Annotated in this window: 16 protein-coding genes; 8 read left to right on the forward strand and 8 right to left on the reverse strand. The window is 40.9% G+C overall.

All coding sequences use genetic code 11. The features are described from left to right. Window positions 1–2: 2 nt before the first annotated feature. The 3 genes from BUC07_RS15385 to BUC07_RS15395 form a co-directional block, all read right to left on the reverse strand. Window positions 3–467, reverse strand: a complete 465-nt coding sequence (locus BUC07_RS15385) for a hypothetical protein (protein ID WP_073171454.1) — start codon at window positions 465–467, stop codon at window positions 3–5. Window positions 468–521: 54 nt separating this feature from the next. Beyond that, entirely contained in the window at window positions 522–1,070 is a 549-nt protein-coding gene (locus tag BUC07_RS15390) for an RNA polymerase sigma factor (protein WP_073171457.1), read from the reverse strand. Window positions 1,071–1,174: 104 nt separating this feature from the next. Continuing rightward, window positions 1,175–1,921: an NUDIX hydrolase gene (locus BUC07_RS15395; protein ID WP_073171460.1), complete on the reverse strand. Its 747-nt coding sequence runs from the start codon at window positions 1,919–1,921 to the stop codon at window positions 1,175–1,177. 172 nt (window positions 1,922–2,093) lie between these two features. Between BUC07_RS15395 and ychF the strand changes: the two genes are divergently transcribed. Next, window positions 2,094–3,194, forward strand: coding sequence for a redox-regulated ATPase YchF (ychF, locus tag BUC07_RS15400; protein ID WP_073171462.1), 1,101 nt, complete (start codon window positions 2,094–2,096; stop codon window positions 3,192–3,194). 146 nt (window positions 3,195–3,340) lie between these two features. Here the strand turns inward: ychF and yajC are convergent, their stop codons facing one another. Continuing rightward, the gene (gene yajC / locus BUC07_RS15405) at window positions 3,341–3,658 is read right to left on the reverse strand and encodes a preprotein translocase subunit YajC (protein ID WP_139279612.1); all 318 of its coding nucleotides are present in this window, start codon (window positions 3,656–3,658) and stop codon (window positions 3,341–3,343) included. A 124-nt stretch (window positions 3,659–3,782) separates the two neighbouring features. Continuing rightward, the gene (nusB, locus tag BUC07_RS15410) at window positions 3,783–4,730 is read right to left on the reverse strand and encodes a transcription antitermination factor NusB (RefSeq protein ID WP_073171465.1); all 948 of its coding nucleotides are present in this window, start codon (window positions 4,728–4,730) and stop codon (window positions 3,783–3,785) included. A 183-nt stretch (window positions 4,731–4,913) separates the two neighbouring features. Here nusB and BUC07_RS15415 point away from each other — a divergent pair, with 183 nt between their 5' ends. From BUC07_RS15415 to BUC07_RS15440, 6 genes are all read left to right on the forward strand, one after another. Then, window positions 4,914–5,753: an HAD-IIB family hydrolase gene (locus BUC07_RS15415; protein WP_073171470.1), complete on the forward strand. Its 840-nt coding sequence runs from the start codon at window positions 4,914–4,916 to the stop codon at window positions 5,751–5,753. 60 nt (window positions 5,754–5,813) lie between these two features. Beyond that, window positions 5,814–8,615, forward strand: a complete 2,802-nt coding sequence (locus BUC07_RS15420) for a M16 family metallopeptidase (RefSeq protein WP_073171472.1) — start codon at window positions 5,814–5,816, stop codon at window positions 8,613–8,615. A gap of 173 nt (window positions 8,616–8,788) precedes the next feature. Then, the gene (locus BUC07_RS15425; RefSeq protein WP_073171475.1) at window positions 8,789–9,400 is read left to right on the forward strand and encodes a hypothetical protein; all 612 of its coding nucleotides are present in this window, start codon (window positions 8,789–8,791) and stop codon (window positions 9,398–9,400) included. Between the two features lie 89 nt (window positions 9,401–9,489). Then, window positions 9,490–10,374, forward strand: a complete 885-nt coding sequence (locus BUC07_RS15430; protein ID WP_073171478.1) for a glycosyltransferase family protein — start codon at window positions 9,490–9,492, stop codon at window positions 10,372–10,374. A 92-nt stretch (window positions 10,375–10,466) separates the two neighbouring features. After that, the gene (locus BUC07_RS15435) at window positions 10,467–12,560 is read left to right on the forward strand and encodes a helix-turn-helix domain-containing protein (RefSeq protein WP_073171482.1); all 2,094 of its coding nucleotides are present in this window, start codon (window positions 10,467–10,469) and stop codon (window positions 12,558–12,560) included. A 160-nt stretch (window positions 12,561–12,720) separates the two neighbouring features. Further along, window positions 12,721–13,281: a hypothetical protein gene (locus BUC07_RS15440; RefSeq protein WP_073171485.1), complete on the forward strand. Its 561-nt coding sequence runs from the start codon at window positions 12,721–12,723 to the stop codon at window positions 13,279–13,281. A gap of 303 nt (window positions 13,282–13,584) precedes the next feature. Here BUC07_RS15440 and BUC07_RS15445 read toward each other — a convergent pair whose 3' ends face one another. The 3 genes from BUC07_RS15445 to BUC07_RS15455 all read right to left on the reverse strand — a co-directional run bounded on the left by BUC07_RS15445 (window position 13,585) and on the right by BUC07_RS15455 (window position 16,371). Continuing rightward, window positions 13,585–14,337: a guanylate kinase gene (locus BUC07_RS15445; RefSeq protein ID WP_073171488.1), complete on the reverse strand. Its 753-nt coding sequence runs from the start codon at window positions 14,335–14,337 to the stop codon at window positions 13,585–13,587. A 19-nt stretch (window positions 14,338–14,356) separates the two neighbouring features. After that, on the reverse strand, window positions 14,357–15,133 hold the full coding sequence (locus tag BUC07_RS15450) for a rhomboid family intramembrane serine protease (protein WP_083578291.1): 777 nt from the start codon (window positions 15,131–15,133) through the stop codon (window positions 14,357–14,359). Between the two features lie 200 nt (window positions 15,134–15,333). Beyond that, window positions 15,334–16,371: a threonine aldolase family protein gene (locus tag BUC07_RS15455; RefSeq protein WP_073171491.1), complete on the reverse strand. Its 1,038-nt coding sequence runs from the start codon at window positions 16,369–16,371 to the stop codon at window positions 15,334–15,336. An 85-nt stretch (window positions 16,372–16,456) separates the two neighbouring features. Here BUC07_RS15455 and BUC07_RS15460 point away from each other — a divergent pair, with 85 nt between their 5' ends. Further along, window positions 16,457–17,134: a GOLPH3/VPS74 family protein gene (locus BUC07_RS15460; protein WP_073171493.1), complete on the forward strand. Its 678-nt coding sequence runs from the start codon at window positions 16,457–16,459 to the stop codon at window positions 17,132–17,134. Window positions 17,135–17,136 lie beyond the last annotated feature (2 nt).

The following is a 17,136-nucleotide window of genomic DNA, read 5'->3' on the forward strand; positions in this document are numbered from 1 at the left end:
TATTATTCGTTAGCAGTTTCTAAGTAAATTTCGTATTCCGAAAAATTGGAACTCACGTAGCTCATCAATTCTTCGTCGTTAAAATCATTTATTTCTTCATCAGAAGATTCAGAAAGTAAGGCAAAAAATGAATTTTCATCAATTTTCTCGAGTATGGAAAGGTAGGTGTCCTCTTCGGTAGTAGTTGTTTCAATAGCAGAATTATTTTTGGCCATGTAGCTGGGCAAAAACGATTTAAGTGGCCAGAAAACAAGTAAAAATACCAGTATAAAACTGGCTGCCAGCCCAATGGCTGGTTTGAGCAGCCTGATTATTCGGCTTTTGGGGTTTGGAAGAGCCTGTTTTTCTGTTTCCAGCCTGGTGTGAAGCCGGCTGGAAAAATCTTCGAAATAATTGTCGGGAACACGAAACGGGTGTTCCTTTTTTATTTCAGATAATTTTGGTGCATCATTTTTTAGCTCGCTCATTTCTTCCGTTTTGTTTTATTTGACTTTCCTTTCAGTAAATAGTTTAAAATCATTTTAATCAGTATTTCTTAAATATTCTTCAATTTTTTTGGCCGCATGGTGGTACGAAGCTTTGAGGGCTCCCACCGATGTATCCAGAATTTGAGACATTTCCTCGTATTTTATTTCATCAAAATATTTCATGTTAAAGACCAACCGTTGTTTGTCGGGCAATAATAAAATAGCTTCCTGGAGTTTCATCTGAATTTTGTCACCTTCAAAATAGGGATCAGAAATTAAGTTGTCCCGTAAATAGTCGGTGGCATCGTTTAGCGGCAGCATTGTTCTGCGTTTTTTTGAATTAATAAACGTGATGGTTTCGTTGGTGGCTATGCGGTAAAGCCAGGTAAAAAGGCTCGATTCTTCCCTGAAATTTTCGATGCTTTTCCAGACTTTTATAAATGTATTTTGAAGAATGTCGTCGGTATCGTCGTGGTTCAGAACCATTTTCCGGATGTGCCAGTACAATCGTTCCTGGTATTTTTTTACCAGTTTATGAAATGCAAGATCACGTTGATTGTCATCTTTCAGTTCGGCAATGAGTGCACTGTCTTCACTTTTCATTCAAAAAAATTACAGTAAGTTATTTGTTCCAACCAGAAAACAATTTTGAAAAATTAATGGTTTTGCTTTGTATGACCAAAAATTAGTGGAAAGGTTTAAGCAACTCAAATCCGGAAGTTAAGTCCTTCTTCTACCAATTTATGGTAAACGTCAATGTCGAAAGTGTAGAGTTTTGCAGCCCGGTGGGCAACGTTTTTCTGTTTTTCCTGCGTATCGATTAATAAATTCATGTTCTGTATTTTTTTTCGGAAATTACGGGTGTCGAGTTTTTCGCCTAAAATAACTTCGTACAGGGATTGAAGTTGTGTGAGGGTAAATTTTTCGGGGAGCAGGTGAAATCCAACCGGATGATATTGAGCTTCTTCCCTTAGTTTTTTCAGTGCTGCGTTAATAATTTCTTTTACATCGAAAATCACGTTTGGAATGTCGTCGATATCGAACCACCTGACAGATTTAGCCAGTGGCGACAATTTTAAATCATGATAATCGGGATTAATCAGCGAATAGTATGCCACAGTGAGCACCCGGTAATGCGGCACTCTTCCGGGCGAACCAAACGTTTTAACTTGTTTCAGGTACACATCGTCGAGGCCGGTTGTGGTTTGCAGAATTTTTTTGGCATAACCGTCCAGGTCCTCTTCCATCGGAAGGTGTGTGCCAATAAGTCCCCAGTAATTATCAGAACCAAGTGCGGGATTTTTTTCGAATAAAATTTTTATTTGCTCATACTCTTCTTCCGAAGTGAGAAAATTTTCAAGGAGCTCTGGCTCTGCCTGCCATAGCAGCACTTTTAGCTTGTTATTTTGAAATCCGAATAGTACACAATCAACTGATATATTTTTTAAAATCATGGTTGTAATAAATTTAGACAAATGTACAAATTGGATGTTTAAGAAATGAATTTCAGTTGTAATAAATCATAAGATTTTATATATGCAGAACTGTTAATGAACTTTTTACATTTAATTGAAAACAGGATTGAAGAATAAATTACCTTTGCACCGCAAATTTTAAAAGAAAAAAATGGCTTTGAAATGTGGAATTGTAGGATTGCCCAATGTGGGAAAATCCACTTTGTTTAACTGTTTGTCGAGTGCAAAAGCACAGTCGGCCAATTTCCCTTTTTGTACAATTGAACCCAACATGGGTGTCATTACCGTACCCGATGAGCGACTGATAAAACTGTCTGAAATTGACAAGCCCAAAAAGGTGGTGCCCACAACAGTTGAAATACTGGATATTGCCGGCTTGGTAAAAGGTGCAAGCAAAGGCGAAGGTTTGGGGAACCAGTTTCTGGCAAATATCCGCGAAACGGATGCCATTATACACGTGCTTCGGTGTTTCGAGAATGATAATATTACCCATGTTGATGGATCGATAAACCCGGTACGCGACAAAGAGGTTATCGACACTGAACTTCAGCTGAAAGATTTGGAAACGCTCGAAAGCCGGCTGGAAAAATTTGAAAAGCAGGCCAAACATACCAACGATCCGAAAACCAAAAAGATGGTGGAGCTGGCTAAGCGGTACATCGCTGTTTTGGAGCAGGGCCAGTCGGCACGTACCGTGGAATTAACCAGCGAGGAGAAAAAAATTGCCAAAGAGTTTTTTCTGCTCACCAACAAGCCGGTTTTGTATGCCTGCAACGTGGATGAAGCCTCGGCAAAAACAGGGAACCAACATGTTGAAGCAGTTAAGGAAGCCATTAAAGATGAAAATGCTGAACTTTTGGTTATTGCTGCGGCTACCGAATCGGATATTGCCGAGCTGGAAGAATACGAAGAAAAACAGCTCTTTCTGGAAGAACTGGGGTTGGAAGAACCCGGTGTAAACAAGCTCATTCATTCAGCTTACAAGTTACTGAACCTGCATACTTTTTTCACTACCGGCCCGGATGAAAGCCGTGCATGGACTTTTACCGAGGGAACCAAAGCCCCACAGGCAGCCGGAATTATTCACTCTGATTTTGAAAAAGGGTTTATTCGTGCCGAGGTAATCAACTACGATGATTATGTGCGTTTAGGTTCAGAGCATGCCTGCCGCGATGCCGGTAAAATTGCCGTGGAAGGAAAGGAATACGTGGTGAAAGATGGTGATATTATGCACTTTAGGTTTAATGTGTAATATCCCTTTGTCCGCCAGTCGGCAGACATCTCCCCAATGGGGGAGAGAGGGAAAGTAAGCATCTGATTAAATGTTTAACAATAAAAGCATAAAAAAAGGTTGGCAATTTAATTGCCAACCTTTTTTTATGCTTTCAAAATTACTTTTTAGCGCTGCGGTTGAGCATCGCTTAAATCTTTAACAATACCGTTTTTGTCCACTTTAATTTGCACATCTTTGGCAATTTCAAGTACAACAGTGGTTTCTTTTACTTCAACAACCTTTCCGTAGATTCCGCCGGTGGTAACTACTTTGTCGTTTTTAGCCAGGCTTTCCCTGAATTTTTTTACTTCTTTTTGCCGCTTCATTTGCGGGCGGATCATGAAAAAGTAAAAAACAACTACTATCAGTAATAAGGGTAAAAAACTCATTAGCGGGTTAGCATCCTGGCCTTCAGGCTGCATCATTAGAATAACATTCATCATTTTATCAGATTTTTAATTTTCAAAATTCATTTTATTGTTCACATTGGCAAAAATAGCCAATTGTTTTGGTTTTTCAGTATTTGCCTCAACGGTAATTGATTAAAAAAAGCAGGGTATTTCATTGCTACTCTCCAATAAGGCCGCGACCAGCTTTTTTAATTTTTCCGCTTTTTTTCAGGTCTTTCAGTGTTTTATCTAATATTCCGTTTATGAAATTCCGGCTTTTGTCGGTGCTGTAATATTTCGAAAGTTCGATGTATTCGTTTAACGAAACTTTGGTGGGTATCGATGGGAAATATATAAATTCTGTTAACGCTAGTTGCATTATGAGAATGTCCATAAAGGCAATACGGTCTAAATCCCAGTTGCGCGAGTGCTCTTTAATAAACGCTCTGAGTTCGTCGTGGTTAATAACAGCTTTGCGTAATAAATTTTTGGCAAAGTCGCGGTCGTCCTGGTCTTTAAAAAGCTGTAACAGCGGCTGGTCAGAATCTGAACCCGGATTGAATTTCTTCAGGGTTTTCGATATCATGGAAACTACAAATTCAACATCGTCGTTCCAGTAAATGCTCTTTTCCTCAAGCGCATCGTACAAATCTTCGGTAATCAGAATTATTTTATTGAAAATTTTATCGACGAACTTCCGGTCGTCAAAAAAAGAGCGGTTTTTATCGGCCATGTAATCTTTGTAAAAATCCGATTCAATCAGGAATAAATACAAATCTTTAATTAGTTCCGGGTTATTTGCCCAACTCAGGCTTTCCTGGTTGAGGTAGGCTTTTAACTGGCGGTTTTGGCGAAGTTGCCCAATTACTTCGTTGCTTATAAACTTGGTGTTCGGATGGAGATCTTCTTCGGTGGGTTGGTGTTTGTTCCGTCTGATTTCGATTCGTTCCTCGGCATAATCGGCAATGTCAATTACCAGTGCCAGCAAATAATGGTATAAATCATAAGTTTTTCCAATACAGAAAAAAAGCTCCTTTTCGGTGTTGGAGAGCGTTTTTCCCGGTGAGGAATAGTAAGCGTACAAAACCTGTAATACTTTGGTACGGATAATCCTTCTGCTAATCATGCTTTAATGAACTTCTTATTTTGTGGCGCAAAAATAGTACTTTTTCAGAAACAATGCCGGTTTCTGTGTATTTTATCGGCAGTTAAAACAAATCTTAAAATTCAGCTTGCAGATAAATTTTTGATTCATATTTCTCGTTACTAAATTCGTCTGTTATTTTGGAATTTACCTAATTTTGCTGCTATGGATAAGAAAAATATAAAACTGGTGGCTACCGACCTCGACGGTACATTTTTAAAAAATGACCGGAGTATCAGCGCCGGCAACCTGGAAGCGTTGCATAAACTTGGTGAACAGGGCGTAATCCGAGTGGCAGCCACCGGCCGCAACCTGAAAAAAGTGGAAGAAGTGATTGCCCCCGATGTCCCCTTCGATTATATCGTTTTTTCATCGGGTGCTGGAGTTTATCAATGGAGCGATAAAAAACACCTTTTTAACCTTAACATTACACCTGCATCAACTAAACGGCTGGTCAGGCATTTCATTCAAAAAGAATATAATTTTTACGCTTTTGCCACGGCACCACAAAACCACAATTTATGGTTCCGCCGCGGAAAAGAGGAATGCCCCGAGTTTAATAAATACCTTTCGTTTCACAATGCACAGGCAAAAGCATTTCAGCAAAACGGCGAACTGGATGAAGGGTTGTGCCAGTTCCTTTTAATTATTCCCGAAGATGAGAACAACTTTGAAGCATTAAAACAGGAAGTTGAAGCACAATGCAGCGAAATCAGGGTGATTCGTTCCTCTTCGCCGGTTACCGAGGGGTACATTTGGCTGGAAGTTTTTCATAAAGATGTTTCAAAAGGGCACGGGGTGAACCACATTTGTAATATTCTGGGAATTCAACCCGAACAAACATGTGGCATTGGAAATGATTACAACGATTTGGATTTGCTCAACTTTACTGCACATTCCTTCCTTACCGAAAACGCACCAGCCAACATAAAAAACAGGTTTATAATAATTCCTTCAAACGAAAAAGATGCATTTGCACATGCTGTTCAACCTCTGTTTAAATAAATTGTTGTAATGTAAATGATATTTCAGATACACATTTCTGTAAAAATAAATGTTAATACCATGAAAAACTTACTGATTGTTTTATTCCTTTTTAGCACACTGTTGTTAAGTGCGCAGCAAAATATTGATTTAAACGACCCTATTCCGCTCGACCCGAAAGTTTCGAAGGGAGTGTTGGAGAATGGAATGACTTATTATGTGCGGGCAAACGATAACCCGCAAAACCGTGCCGAACTGATGCTGATTGTGAAAGCCGGCTCGGTTGACGAAGATGACGACCAGAAAGGGTTGGCGCACTTTGCAGAACACATGGCGTTTAACGGCACTAAAAATTTTCCGAAACATGAGTTGATCAATTACTTCGAGTCCATTGGGATGGAATTTGGACCTGAAATTAACGCCTATACCAGTTTCGACGAAACCGTTTATATGCTGAAAGTTCCGCTCGATTCTACACTTTATATGGAAAAAGGGCTGCAGGTTTTGTACGACTGGGCCAGCCAGATTACCGATTCAGATGAAGAAATTAATAATGAACGCGGCGTTATTCTGGAAGAAGAGCGTGGCGGCCGTAATGCCAGCTTCAGGATGCAACAGGAATGGTTGCCGGTTTTCCTGCACGATTCAAAATATGCCGAGCGGTTGCCAATCGGCGATGTGGATATAATTGAAAATGCACCGCCAGAAAAATTGCGTCGTTTCCGCGACGACTGGTACCGCACAGATTTACAAGCTGTTATTGTTGTGGGCGATTTCAATCAGGAAGAAATGGTGGAACAGGTAAAAGAAAAATTTTCTCAAATCCCTGCACCTGAAAACCCGCGTGCGAAAGAAATTTTTGACATTCCCGACCACGAAGAAACACTTGTTTCCATCACCACCGATAAAGAAGCACAATATCCGGTGGCTTATGTTTTTCATAAACACCCGCTTGAAAAAGCCAAAACAGTTGGCGATTACCGGAAGTCAATTTTGCACAGCCTGTACAATACAATGATAAATACCCGGTTATCGGAAAAAACACAGGAAGCTGAACCGCCTTTTATCGTTGGGCAATCCACATTTACCGAATTGTTTGGGCCCAAAAGTGTTTACCAGTCGGCTGCCGTTTGTAACAACGGCCAAATTGAAGAAGGCTTAAAAGCCGTGCTGCTCGAAAATGAACGTGTGAAGCAATTCGGTTTTACCGAGTCGGAACTCGAAAGGCAAAAAAGTGCACTTTTAAACCAGATTGAAAAAGCTTACAACGAGCGCGAAACGCGAAAATCGATAAACTATGCCCAGGAATACCAACGTAACTTTTTGATGACTGAAGAACCCATTCCCGGAATTGAAAATGAATATGAATATTTTAAAACATTTCTGCCCGAAATAACACTGGAAGAAGTAAACGAACTGGCAGACAAATGGATAACAGAAGAAAACAGGGTGGTGGTAGTTACTGCCCCTGAAATTGAAGGAACTGAAATTCCGGATGAAGAAGATATTTTGGCCTTGCTCGAAGAGGTGGAAAATGCGGAGTTGGAACCTTATGAAGACACCGTTTCGGATACACCGCTTCTGGAAGATAAACCCAATGGAAGTTCGGTGGTAAATGAAAAACAAATCGAGAAAGTTGACGCTGTTGAATGGACATTACGCAACGGGGCGAAAGTAGTTGTGAAAACCACCGATTTTAAAGACGATGAAATCCTGTTTTCGGCATGGAGCCCGGGAGGAACTTCTTTGTATGACCTTGAAGACGATGTTTCAGCTGGTTTGGCCGATGCCATTATGGCCATGAGCGGAATCGGGCAATTCGATAAAATAACACTCGATAAAATGCTGTCCGATAAAGTTTTTAGCTTATCGCCTTATGTTTCAACGCTTCGTGAAGGTTTCGACGGCAATTCTTCAGTAGAAGATCTCGAAACCATGCTTCAAATGGTTTACCTCTATTTTACGCGTCCGCGCTTTGATGAAACCAGTTTTCAGGCGTACATTAGCCGGATGAGAGGAACGCTGGAGAACAGATCGGCATCGCCCGAAGCAGCGTTTCAGGATACGCTTACAACCGTACTGGCCAATTATCACGAACGCTCGAGGCCCATGTCGGTGGAACTGCTTGATGAAGCCGATTTTGAACGGATTAAAAATATTGCAAAAGAACGCTTTCGCAATGCAGCTGATTTTACCTTCTTTTTTGTAGGGAATGTCGATCCGCAAACATTGAAACCACTGGTGGAGCAGTATATTGGCGGGTTGCCTTATTTTGACGATAGAGAAGAGTGGCGCAATCTGGGTATTGACCCGCCTTCTGGTGTGGTTGAAAAAGCTGTGAAAAAAGGACAGGAAGAAAGAAGCCGTCAGTACATTGTGTTCCATGGCGATTTCGACTATTCAACTGAAAAAGCAATGGAACTCGATGCACTAGGTCGAATTTTATCCACCCGCTTGCTGGAAGAAATCCGCGAAGAGCGCAGCAGCGTTTATTCTATCGGAGCGCGTCCTTCCTCTTCAAAATATCCGGATGAGGAATATACCATTGCCATTTATTACGGAACCGATCCGGAGAAAGTTGAAGAACTTAAACAGGCTGTGTTCGATGAGATTCAGCACTTTGCTGAAAACGGGCCCAGCGAGGAGGAACTGGCAAAAGCAAAAGAGAAAATGCTGCGCGAACGCGAACTGGCGCTTCGTGAAAACAATTTTTGGCTGAACATTCTCAGCAATACATACTACATGAAAGACGGCGATTTTTCAGAATTTGGTTCGTACGAAAATATTGTAAACAATATGACGGTTGAATCGGTCAGGAAAGCTTTTAACACTTATTTTGATTTTGATAATTATGTGAGTGTGGTTTTGAAACCGGCAGAATAGACGGGTTATAAGAATAATTGCCCGTCTTCAGGATTTATCAGGAAATTGAAGTGAAATTTAAAAGGATGGCATCGTTTTGAGCGGTGCCATCTTTTTTATATCATTTGTTTTCAAACTGAGATTGAAGCGAAGTTTTAATTAAAAATGTAATTTAGCCCATTCAAATTTTGATTATGCAGAGTTACACGCCAGCCAAAATTGCCCTCCGGGTAGTAATTTATTCTCTATTGGTTTTTGGAATTGCAGAAGCCATCCGGTTCGATGCCATTTCTCCTTTGGAAGATGCTTTGTTTGGTGAAATCAGCCGTACAGAGCTTTTACAGGAATTGATACTGCTTGCACTCGCATTCTTTTACCTCATGCTGGGAAAACGACACCAGACTGTTCAGCCTGTTTCCAACCTGGTGGGGCTGTTTTTACTGATTGGATTTATTCGCGAGTTGAATTTTCTAATAGATTGGTGGTTCTGGCCGGCGTTGATGGTATTGCTGACAGGACTCTGGCTGGTGTGGCGCGACTTTAAAAAGCTAAAAAGTGCCACCCGTGAGTTTTTTTCGCAGCCCGCTTCGGCCTGGTTTTTTGCAGGAATTCTCATAACGTATGTTTTTAGCAGGTTAATGGGGCGCTCCAAATTATGGCTCGAACTTTATGACGAAAATAATTACCGGATGGCAAAAGCAGCTACCGAAGAAGGCCTGGAACTGATGGGCGATTTGTTGTTGCTGATTTCGGCCATAGAATTTGCGCTGGCTTTTTGGAACAAAAAACGAAAATTTAATTCATGAAACGAGCATGGACAAAATTTTGCCACACAGATGGATCATTATAAAGCGAGTTCCATCGAATACCATTGAAAATTAACAATAATAATGAGATGAAAGTCTGCGGTTTTACATTCATTCGAAACGCCGAAAAATTTGATTTTCCAATAGTTGAAGCCATCACTTCGGTTTTGCCGGTTTGCGACCATTTTGTAGTGGCGGTTGGAAAATCGGACGACAACACACGTGAAATCATTGAAAAAATTGCGCCGGGAAAAATTACAATTGTGGATACGGTGTGGGATAAAAGCCTGCAAAAGGGTGGGGCAGTTTACGCCGCCGAAACCGATAAAGCATTTGATCCGATTCCTCCGGAATACGACTGGTGCTTTTACATTCAGGGCGATGAGGTAGTGCATGAAAAATACCTGCCTGCCATTCAAAAGGCCATGCACGATAATCTAAACCGAAAAGAAGTGGAAGGGCTGCTGTTCCGGTACAGACATTTTTACGGAACATTCGATTATGTGGCCGTTTCACGAAAATGGTACCGCAACGAAATTCGGGTTATCCGCAACGACAAATCCATTCGTTCCTACCGCGACGCGCAGGGTTTTCGTAAAAACGGGCGAAAGTTGAACGTTGTTCCTGCTGATGCTGAAATTTACCACTACGGCTGGGTGCGCCATCCGCGTTTTATGCAGGAAAAAATTGACGAAGTGCGTAAATTTTACGATGGCATTTCGGAATCCGAAGCACGCAAAAAGGCCGGCGAAGAGGAGTTCAATTACAGTGGAAAATACGATATGCTGGCAAAATTTAAAGGTACTCATCCGGCTGTGATGAAAGAGCGCATCCAGCGCCTTAACTGGCAGGTGGATGTGGATTTGAGCAAAGTCAGAATGAAACCCAAATACCGGCTGCTGCATTTTATTGAAAAAACATTAGGAGTGCGGTTGTTCGAATACCGGAATTACAAGCTTATCAGGAAAAAATAATTACGCTTTTAATTATCTAAATTATTGAATTTAAGCCAAAAAGATGTAATTTTAACGAAAGCAAAAACAACTATTTTTTTAAAGGCAATCCGGTGGAGAATGGTTTTATCCATAGGTTAACGAAAATTATTGATACCAACCTCCACAACGAGCACTTCGGCCCCGAAGAGCTTGCTGCAGAAATGGGAATGAGCTATTCGTCGCTGCACCGGAGATTGAAAGAAAACTTAAAAAAGAACATCAGCATATTTATTCGCGAACGGCGCCTGGAAAAAGCAAAGGAAATTCTTCAGAATGAAAATTTATCGGTTGCTGAAATTGCATACAAAGTGGGATTTGGCAGTCCAACCTATTTCAATAAATGTTTTCATGAATATTTTGGCATTTCGCCCGGTGAGTTTAAAAAAGGTGGAAAAAATAAAACAGTTGAAGCACAATCAGCAAAAGGGAAATTTTTTAAAGTCCTCTCGCTTGCAGGTGGCTTGATTGTTGTTTTTGCGCTCGCATATTTTTTTCTGAACGGAAGGATTTCAGGCCTGACAAATGAAGTTCCGTCAGAGAAATCCATAGCTGTTCTCCCCGTAAAATATATTGGCCCTCCGACTTATCAATACCAGGCAGAAGGTTGCATGGAAGAGCTACTCGACAAATTAATGAAGCTGGAGGATTTGCGTGTGATTTCGCGTACCTCAGTGGAAAAATACCGGCAAACTTCCAAATCAATAAAAGATATCGGGAAGGAGCTAAAAGTTTCAGCAATGCTGGAATCTACATTTCAGAAAACGGAGGAAGGGCTTATTCTTTTTTTAAAACTTTATCGGGCAGAAAATGAAGAACTGATTTGGCAGAAAAAATTTCAGGATAATCTGGCCAATGTTTCTGTTTTTCAAAATGAAGCGGCGCAGTTGGTAGCGGGTGAACTGCATGTCCGGCTGTCACCAACAGAAAAACAGCTTCTCGAAAAAATAAATGGAACCAATGTGGAAGCACAGGATTTTTTCCGGCAGGGAAGAAATCAGTTTTTTTTATATCAGATGGATAACACCCGCAAGGAAGCGTTGAACGAGGCGTCAATTTTTTTTGAAAAAGCGCTCGCTATCGATTCAGCACATGCGCCCTCCTATGCCGCACTGGCAACCGTTTACTGGGAAAAAAATTACAATACAACTTACTTTGAGGCGAATTTTCTGGATTCCGCATTCTACCTTGCTCAGCGTGCATTGGATTGCGATAAACAATCGGAAGAAGCGTATTTGATTCGCGGGAAATATTACTACGAAATGAATGACGACCGAAAAGCGCTGACAGATATTCAGAACGTACTGGAAATCAATCCAAATTTTTGGGAAGCTTATTCGGTTTTGTCCCGGATTTATACCTGGCGGCAACCCGATTTTGTAAAAGCGATTGAAAATGGACAAAAAGCCATATCGCTAAATCAGGGGCCTGGTTTGGCTGAACTATACAGTCAGCTTGGTTTTGCCTTTGCCTGTGCAGGTTTTAAAGAGGAGGCCAAAGCGCATTTTAATAATGCATTTGATTTGACCAGCACAGGCGATTCATTAAGTTATTACTTGTCGGTTGGTACGCTCGAACAGTATTTCGGCGATTATCTGATGGCTGAAAAATACCTGGACCTGGCTCTCGCGTGCGATTCCGGGAATGTGTTTTTGTTGCGTCGTCTGGGAGGGAATAATAATCTTTTAAAAAACTACAGCAAATCATTGTACTATTACCAAAAATGGATGCAAAAGAAAGATTCGCTGAATATCCTCGATTTGGGAGAAGCGCACCGCATTGGGCTGGCATACGCCAAAACCGGGCAGCCGGCAAAAGCAAACGAATATTTTGCACTTGAAGAAAATTACTGCCTGGAAGCCATTGAAAAACAGCGCGATTTTGCCCAGAACAGCAGGGCGTATTACGATTTGGCTGCTGTTTATGCATTTCAGGGGAAAAAAGCAGAAGCGTATGAGTTGCTCGATGAATTCATTAAGAATAAAACGTTTCCGCTATGGTGGGTTAACCTCGCAAAAGACGACCCTTTATTTGAAAAAATTGTAAATGAAAAACGATTCAACGAACTGCTTGTACAAATGGAAAAGAAATATCTATCTGAACATGAACGTGTAAAAAAATGGATGGAAGAGAATGATTTATTCATAGAAAACAGCAGCTTTTACTGAACATATAAATTCCTCGGCAGAGAATTATAACATTTGAAAAATAGTTTTAAGGATTGACAAGAGACCATAACCTTTTGATAAAAGATTTAATCGCCTTCCGATATTTAATTATGACATTGTAACTGATTAAATTTCAGTTTTAACTTTAAAATTACTTGTCATGAAAAAGCTAAATTATTTTTTTCTTTTTGTTTTTATTGGCGTTCTGATTTCCGGTTGTTCAGAATTTGAAACCAACCAGGATTTATTGAACCCGGAGAATGATCCGGAACTCAAAAAAGCAAAAGTACCCATCCCCGCAAAATGCTGGACAACCACCGTGCCTGATTTCTCGCAGGGGACTGTTTTATGCACACCCGAAGAGTTTGAAGTGGTAGTTTTAGCTGGTGGTAATATGTCTGGGATTGAAGCGCACGGCGGAAAACTGGACACTGAAAAAAGCACCTGGAAAGTAACCGGTTGTGATTTTGATTACGAAAACTCACTAATTATTGAGAACATTGAAGGCAAACATACCGTTATGAACGGCGACTACTTTCTCTACACCGGTACTTTGAGTGCGAGTGTTACTGACGGAGCGATTACAGGTACTGTTAATATTTATGAGGGAACTGGAAAATTTGAAAGTGGAACCGCAGAAGTATCTATTACCGGGATACTCGATTTTGATACCGGCATTGCAACAATGAAAGGCGAAGGTTTTTGGGATTTTAACGACTAATTGCATCGCAATTTACAGCGAAGGCACTCAAATATGTAACGGCAATGTCTTGTATTCTCAAACACACAAATTTAATTTTACAAAATGGTTTGCGGCAACGAATTTCTTCTGATGCTAAGAGGAATGTGTTGCTATAAAATGAGAGAGGAAGTGTTGTTGGAACTGCTTGAAAATTTAAATGAATTTTAGGAACAATAGAGTTTGGAAATTGACTCATTGAACAAATTTCCATAGATTTTAAACTGCCAAAAAAAGGAGCCACTCCCGGTGCCTGGGAATGGCTCTCGTTTTAATTTTTGTGGATTATTTAATAAAATTTTCCTCCCATTTTTCTGCATACGGAGAATCCTGACCTTTTAATAGTGCCACAAAGGCGAGCAGTGACTTACGGGCATCGCCAACGGGGTAGTAAAAGGCATCCCAGTTTTCACTATCTTCACCATTGTGGTTGGGAATTATGTGCTGAGAATGATGAGCATCCTGCAATTCCCTGAAAGCGCTCGAAGCCCGTTTTTCAATGTTCTCCAGGTCAGGCAGCGCGAGTTCACCTTTTTGCTTCTTGGTACGGCGCAGTAGTTTTCGTCGCATAACATCGGTAACGAAATCAGGAATTGAAACCGATGGTTTTGTGGATTGGAGAAAACTTATTTCATCAGCAGAAAGCGGCGACATGAAAACACTCAGACGTTCAATCTCTTTTAGTGCTTCGTGCGTTTGCAGCACCCGTCCAACAAACGGATTTCCTTCAAAAAGCACATCGTTTTCGCTCAGTGTTTTTGAAAGTTCCCCGAGGTCAAGTGCCTGCAGGTCGCCCCTCACTTCCATCACAACAAACTGGTTGTTGGATTTTAATGATTCAATTTCTTCGCGCGTTCTGAAATGGTAATCCGTACCGTCAACTTCTCCCGGCCTTGCAGCGCGGCTGTTGTATAAAACAAGTGGTTTCATGTTCTGATGCAATTCGGAGTAAAATCTTGCAAGCGCTTTGGCCAGCGGGCTTTTGCCCACGCATGACGGGCCACTGAAAATTATAAGGCGATGATTTTGTGTTTTCATAAAATGTCATTTTAAAATTTTAATACTCTCCGGTGTGGTTGGTGTTTTCAGAAAAATAGTTGTTCGGAAAGCCGGAATTAACCTGCGTGTTGCTATTTTTCTTTTCATCAGACTGTGGTTGCAATTCTTCGCTTTCTTCTTCCGGTTCTTCCTCCTCTTCTTCTTCTTCTTCCCATTCGAATTTATCGCGTCGGATAATGTATTTCCGGTAGTATAAAGCCAGGACAACTCCAGAAACGGCTCCCCACAAATGCCCTTCCCACGACATTTTGGGGTCAATGGGAAGAAGTCCCCAAACCATACCGCCATACAAAAATACAACAACTACCGAAAGGGTGAGCAACCTGACGTCGTTCCGGATAATTCCGCTCACAAAATGAAATGCTGCCAGCGCATACACCACGCCGCTGGCGCCAATATGCCATGCCGGGCGGCCGGCCAGCCAAACTGTCAAGCCCGACAATAAATAAAGGATAATAAAAATTCGGTAAGAAATGCGCCTGTAAAAGTAAATGAGCGCGAAAAACAGGATGAAAAATGGGACTGAATTGGATATCAGGTGGCTGAAGCCGGAGTGAATGAACGGCGAAAACAGGATTCCGGGTAAACCTCTCCATTCCCGCGGAAAAACACCCCATTCCACCAAACTGATCCCCGTAACCAGCTCGGTGATTTTTACCATCCAGAATACAAACACCAAAAGCGCCGGAAGGATGAGCGAATGAATAAATATCCGTTTTTCCATTTTCGGATCCAGCTTTTTCGGGTTGCTCGGATAGTAATTAAAAAGGCGCATATTTTTTTAAATTTCAATAATCAAAAAACAAATAACAATTAAATTCCAAACTTCAAACTTCAAACTTCAAATCTCAAATTACAAATAAATCAATATTCAATTTTCAGATTCCAAACTTCAGTCATCATAACATAGAATTGTGTATTCGGTTTGAAATTTTATTCATTGGCTTTTGGTTATTGTTTGTTTTTTGGATATTGCTATTTGGAGTTTGTATGTAGCAGATTTTTTATTAGTTGCACAAACTCGTAAATTTCGGTTTCTGTGGTATCAAACGAAGTCATCCAGCGCACTTCACCTTTAAATTCATTCCACGGGTAGAAAAAGAAGTGTTCCTGCAGCGGTGCAATTATTTTTTTGGGAACCTGCGCAAAAACACCGTTGGCTTCAACCTGTTGGGTGATTTTTATTTCCGGAATTTTTGAAACTTCGGCTTCGAGCAGTTTAGCCATTTTGTTGGCATGCGTTGCCGTTTCTTTCCATAAATCATTATCGAAATAGGCAAGAAACTGCGCCCCAACAAAGCGCATTTTTGAGTAGAGCTGCATGCTCTGTTTGCGGATATATTTTGTATTAACCGTCAACTCCGGGGTAAAAAAGAGAACCGCTTCTCCCATCATCATCCCGTTTTTGGTGCCGCCAAACGAGAGTACATCCACGCCGCAATCTTTGGTAAACGATTTAAAATCCATGTCGAGCGCCACAGCGGCATTGGCAATGCGGGCACCGTCCATGTGCAGCAGCATATTATTGCTGTGGGCCAAATTAGCCAGTGCTTTTATTTCGTCGGGCTGATAAACCGTGCCCATTTCGGTTACCTGCGATATGGAAATTACCTTAGGTTGGGAATGATGCTCAAAATCAAATCCTTTCAGGTGATGTTTTACTGATTCGGGGGTGAGCTTTCCGTTTTCGGGTTCGACCGGCAGGAGTTTACATCCCGAAAATTTTTCCGGTGCACCGCACTCATCTTCTTCAATATGCGCTGTTTCGGCACAAATAATCGAGTTGAAACTTTGGGTTACCGTTGTTAATCCCAGCACGTTGGCACCTGTTCCGTTAAAAACGAAAAAGACCTCGGTCTCTTCGCCAAACTTTTCTTTAAACCGTTGAATGGCTTTTTGGGTGTACGGATCGTCACCGTAGCCTTTCACATGTCCCTGGTTGGCGTTCTCAATCCCTTTTAGTATGGCAGGGTGTATACCCGAATTATTATCGCTTGCAAATCCTTTATTCATTTCATTATAAGTTTGTCATATTCTTTGTAAATTCAAGCAAATATTTAGGTCTGTTAAAGTAAGAAAAAATCATACGTTTAAAAAAATGGAAAAAACGCTTTCGCTTTCTGAGAAATTATTTGTGCTGGCAGTTCATCCGGAAAAGGGTGGAATTATATACACGTCGGCAACTTCAATGAATTATGTGTTGCCAGGCGCAATTATGCTTGAACTTTTCATGAACGGTAATATTGTTTTTGAGAATAAGCGGATAATAGTTAAAAATGGGAAAGCAGAAAATGAGCTGCACCATTTATTACTGGAAAAATTAAATACGCAGAAAAAGCCACAGAAAATTTCGCGTTGGCTGAATAAATTTAGTTATTCGCAGAAAAAAATACGAAAACAACTGCAAAAGAATTTAACACGAAAAGGCATTATCCGGATGGAAGAAAAAAGTTTTTTGTTTTTCAGGTGGAAAAAGCCGGTACTGACAAAAAAGCAGGTGGTATATCATTTGCGGGGCGAAATTGAAAACCAGATTTTTAAGGGTAAAGCAGATGAAAATGAAATTATGTTGCTGTCGATGTTCCAAACTACCGGCTTGATGAAAAGGATTTTTCCTGACAAACAGAAACGCAAAAAAGCGCGCCTGCAGTTAAAGAAAATGATGGTTGAGAACCAGGTGTCGGCCGAAGTTGCCGAAGCCATAAAAGCTGTGCAGGCAGTTGCCGTTTCTGTTGCCACCACATCGGCTGCAACTTCTGCTGTTACTTCGGGGTAAAA

It is taken from the genome of Tangfeifania diversioriginum (assembly GCF_900141875.1).
Lineage (GTDB): Bacteria > Bacteroidota > Bacteroidia > Bacteroidales > Prolixibacteraceae > Tangfeifania > Tangfeifania diversioriginum.

Bases quoted from the DNA above. Each gene is read 5' to 3' on its own strand.
- nusB (WP_073171465.1), bottom strand. From the start codon at position 4,730: ATGATTAGCAGAAGGATTATCCGTACCAAAGTATTACAGGTTTTGTAC.
- ychF (WP_073171462.1), top strand. From the start codon at position 2,094: ATGGCTTTGAAATGTGGAATTGTAGGATTGCCCAATGTGGGAAAATCC.
- BUC07_RS15385 (WP_073171454.1), bottom strand. From the start codon at position 467: ATGAGCGAGCTAAAAAATGATGCACCAAAATTATCTGAAATAAAAAAG.
- BUC07_RS15390 (WP_073171457.1), bottom strand. From the start codon at position 1,070: ATGAAAAGTGAAGACAGTGCACTCATTGCCGAACTGAAAGATGACAAT.
- yajC (WP_139279612.1), bottom strand. From the start codon at position 3,658: ATGATGAATGTTATTCTAATGATGCAGCCTGAAGGCCAGGATGCTAAC.
- BUC07_RS15460 (WP_073171493.1), top strand. From the start codon at position 16,457: ATGGAAAAAACGCTTTCGCTTTCTGAGAAATTATTTGTGCTGGCAGTT.
- BUC07_RS15420 (WP_073171472.1), top strand. From the start codon at position 5,814: ATGAAAAACTTACTGATTGTTTTATTCCTTTTTAGCACACTGTTGTTA.
- BUC07_RS15415 (WP_073171470.1), top strand. From the start codon at position 4,914: ATGGATAAGAAAAATATAAAACTGGTGGCTACCGACCTCGACGGTACA.
- BUC07_RS15445 (WP_073171488.1), bottom strand. From the start codon at position 14,337: ATGAAAACACAAAATCATCGCCTTATAATTTTCAGTGGCCCGTCATGC.
- BUC07_RS15430 (WP_073171478.1), top strand. From the start codon at position 9,490: ATGAAAGTCTGCGGTTTTACATTCATTCGAAACGCCGAAAAATTTGAT.
- BUC07_RS15395 (WP_073171460.1), bottom strand. From the start codon at position 1,921: ATGATTTTAAAAAATATATCAGTTGATTGTGTACTATTCGGATTTCAA.
- BUC07_RS15440 (WP_073171485.1), top strand. From the start codon at position 12,721: ATGAAAAAGCTAAATTATTTTTTTCTTTTTGTTTTTATTGGCGTTCTG.
- BUC07_RS15425 (WP_073171475.1), top strand. From the start codon at position 8,789: ATGCAGAGTTACACGCCAGCCAAAATTGCCCTCCGGGTAGTAATTTAT.
- BUC07_RS15450 (WP_083578291.1), bottom strand. From the start codon at position 15,133: ATGCGCCTTTTTAATTACTATCCGAGCAACCCGAAAAAGCTGGATCCG.
- BUC07_RS15455 (WP_073171491.1), bottom strand. From the start codon at position 16,371: ATGAATAAAGGATTTGCAAGCGATAATAATTCGGGTATACACCCTGCC.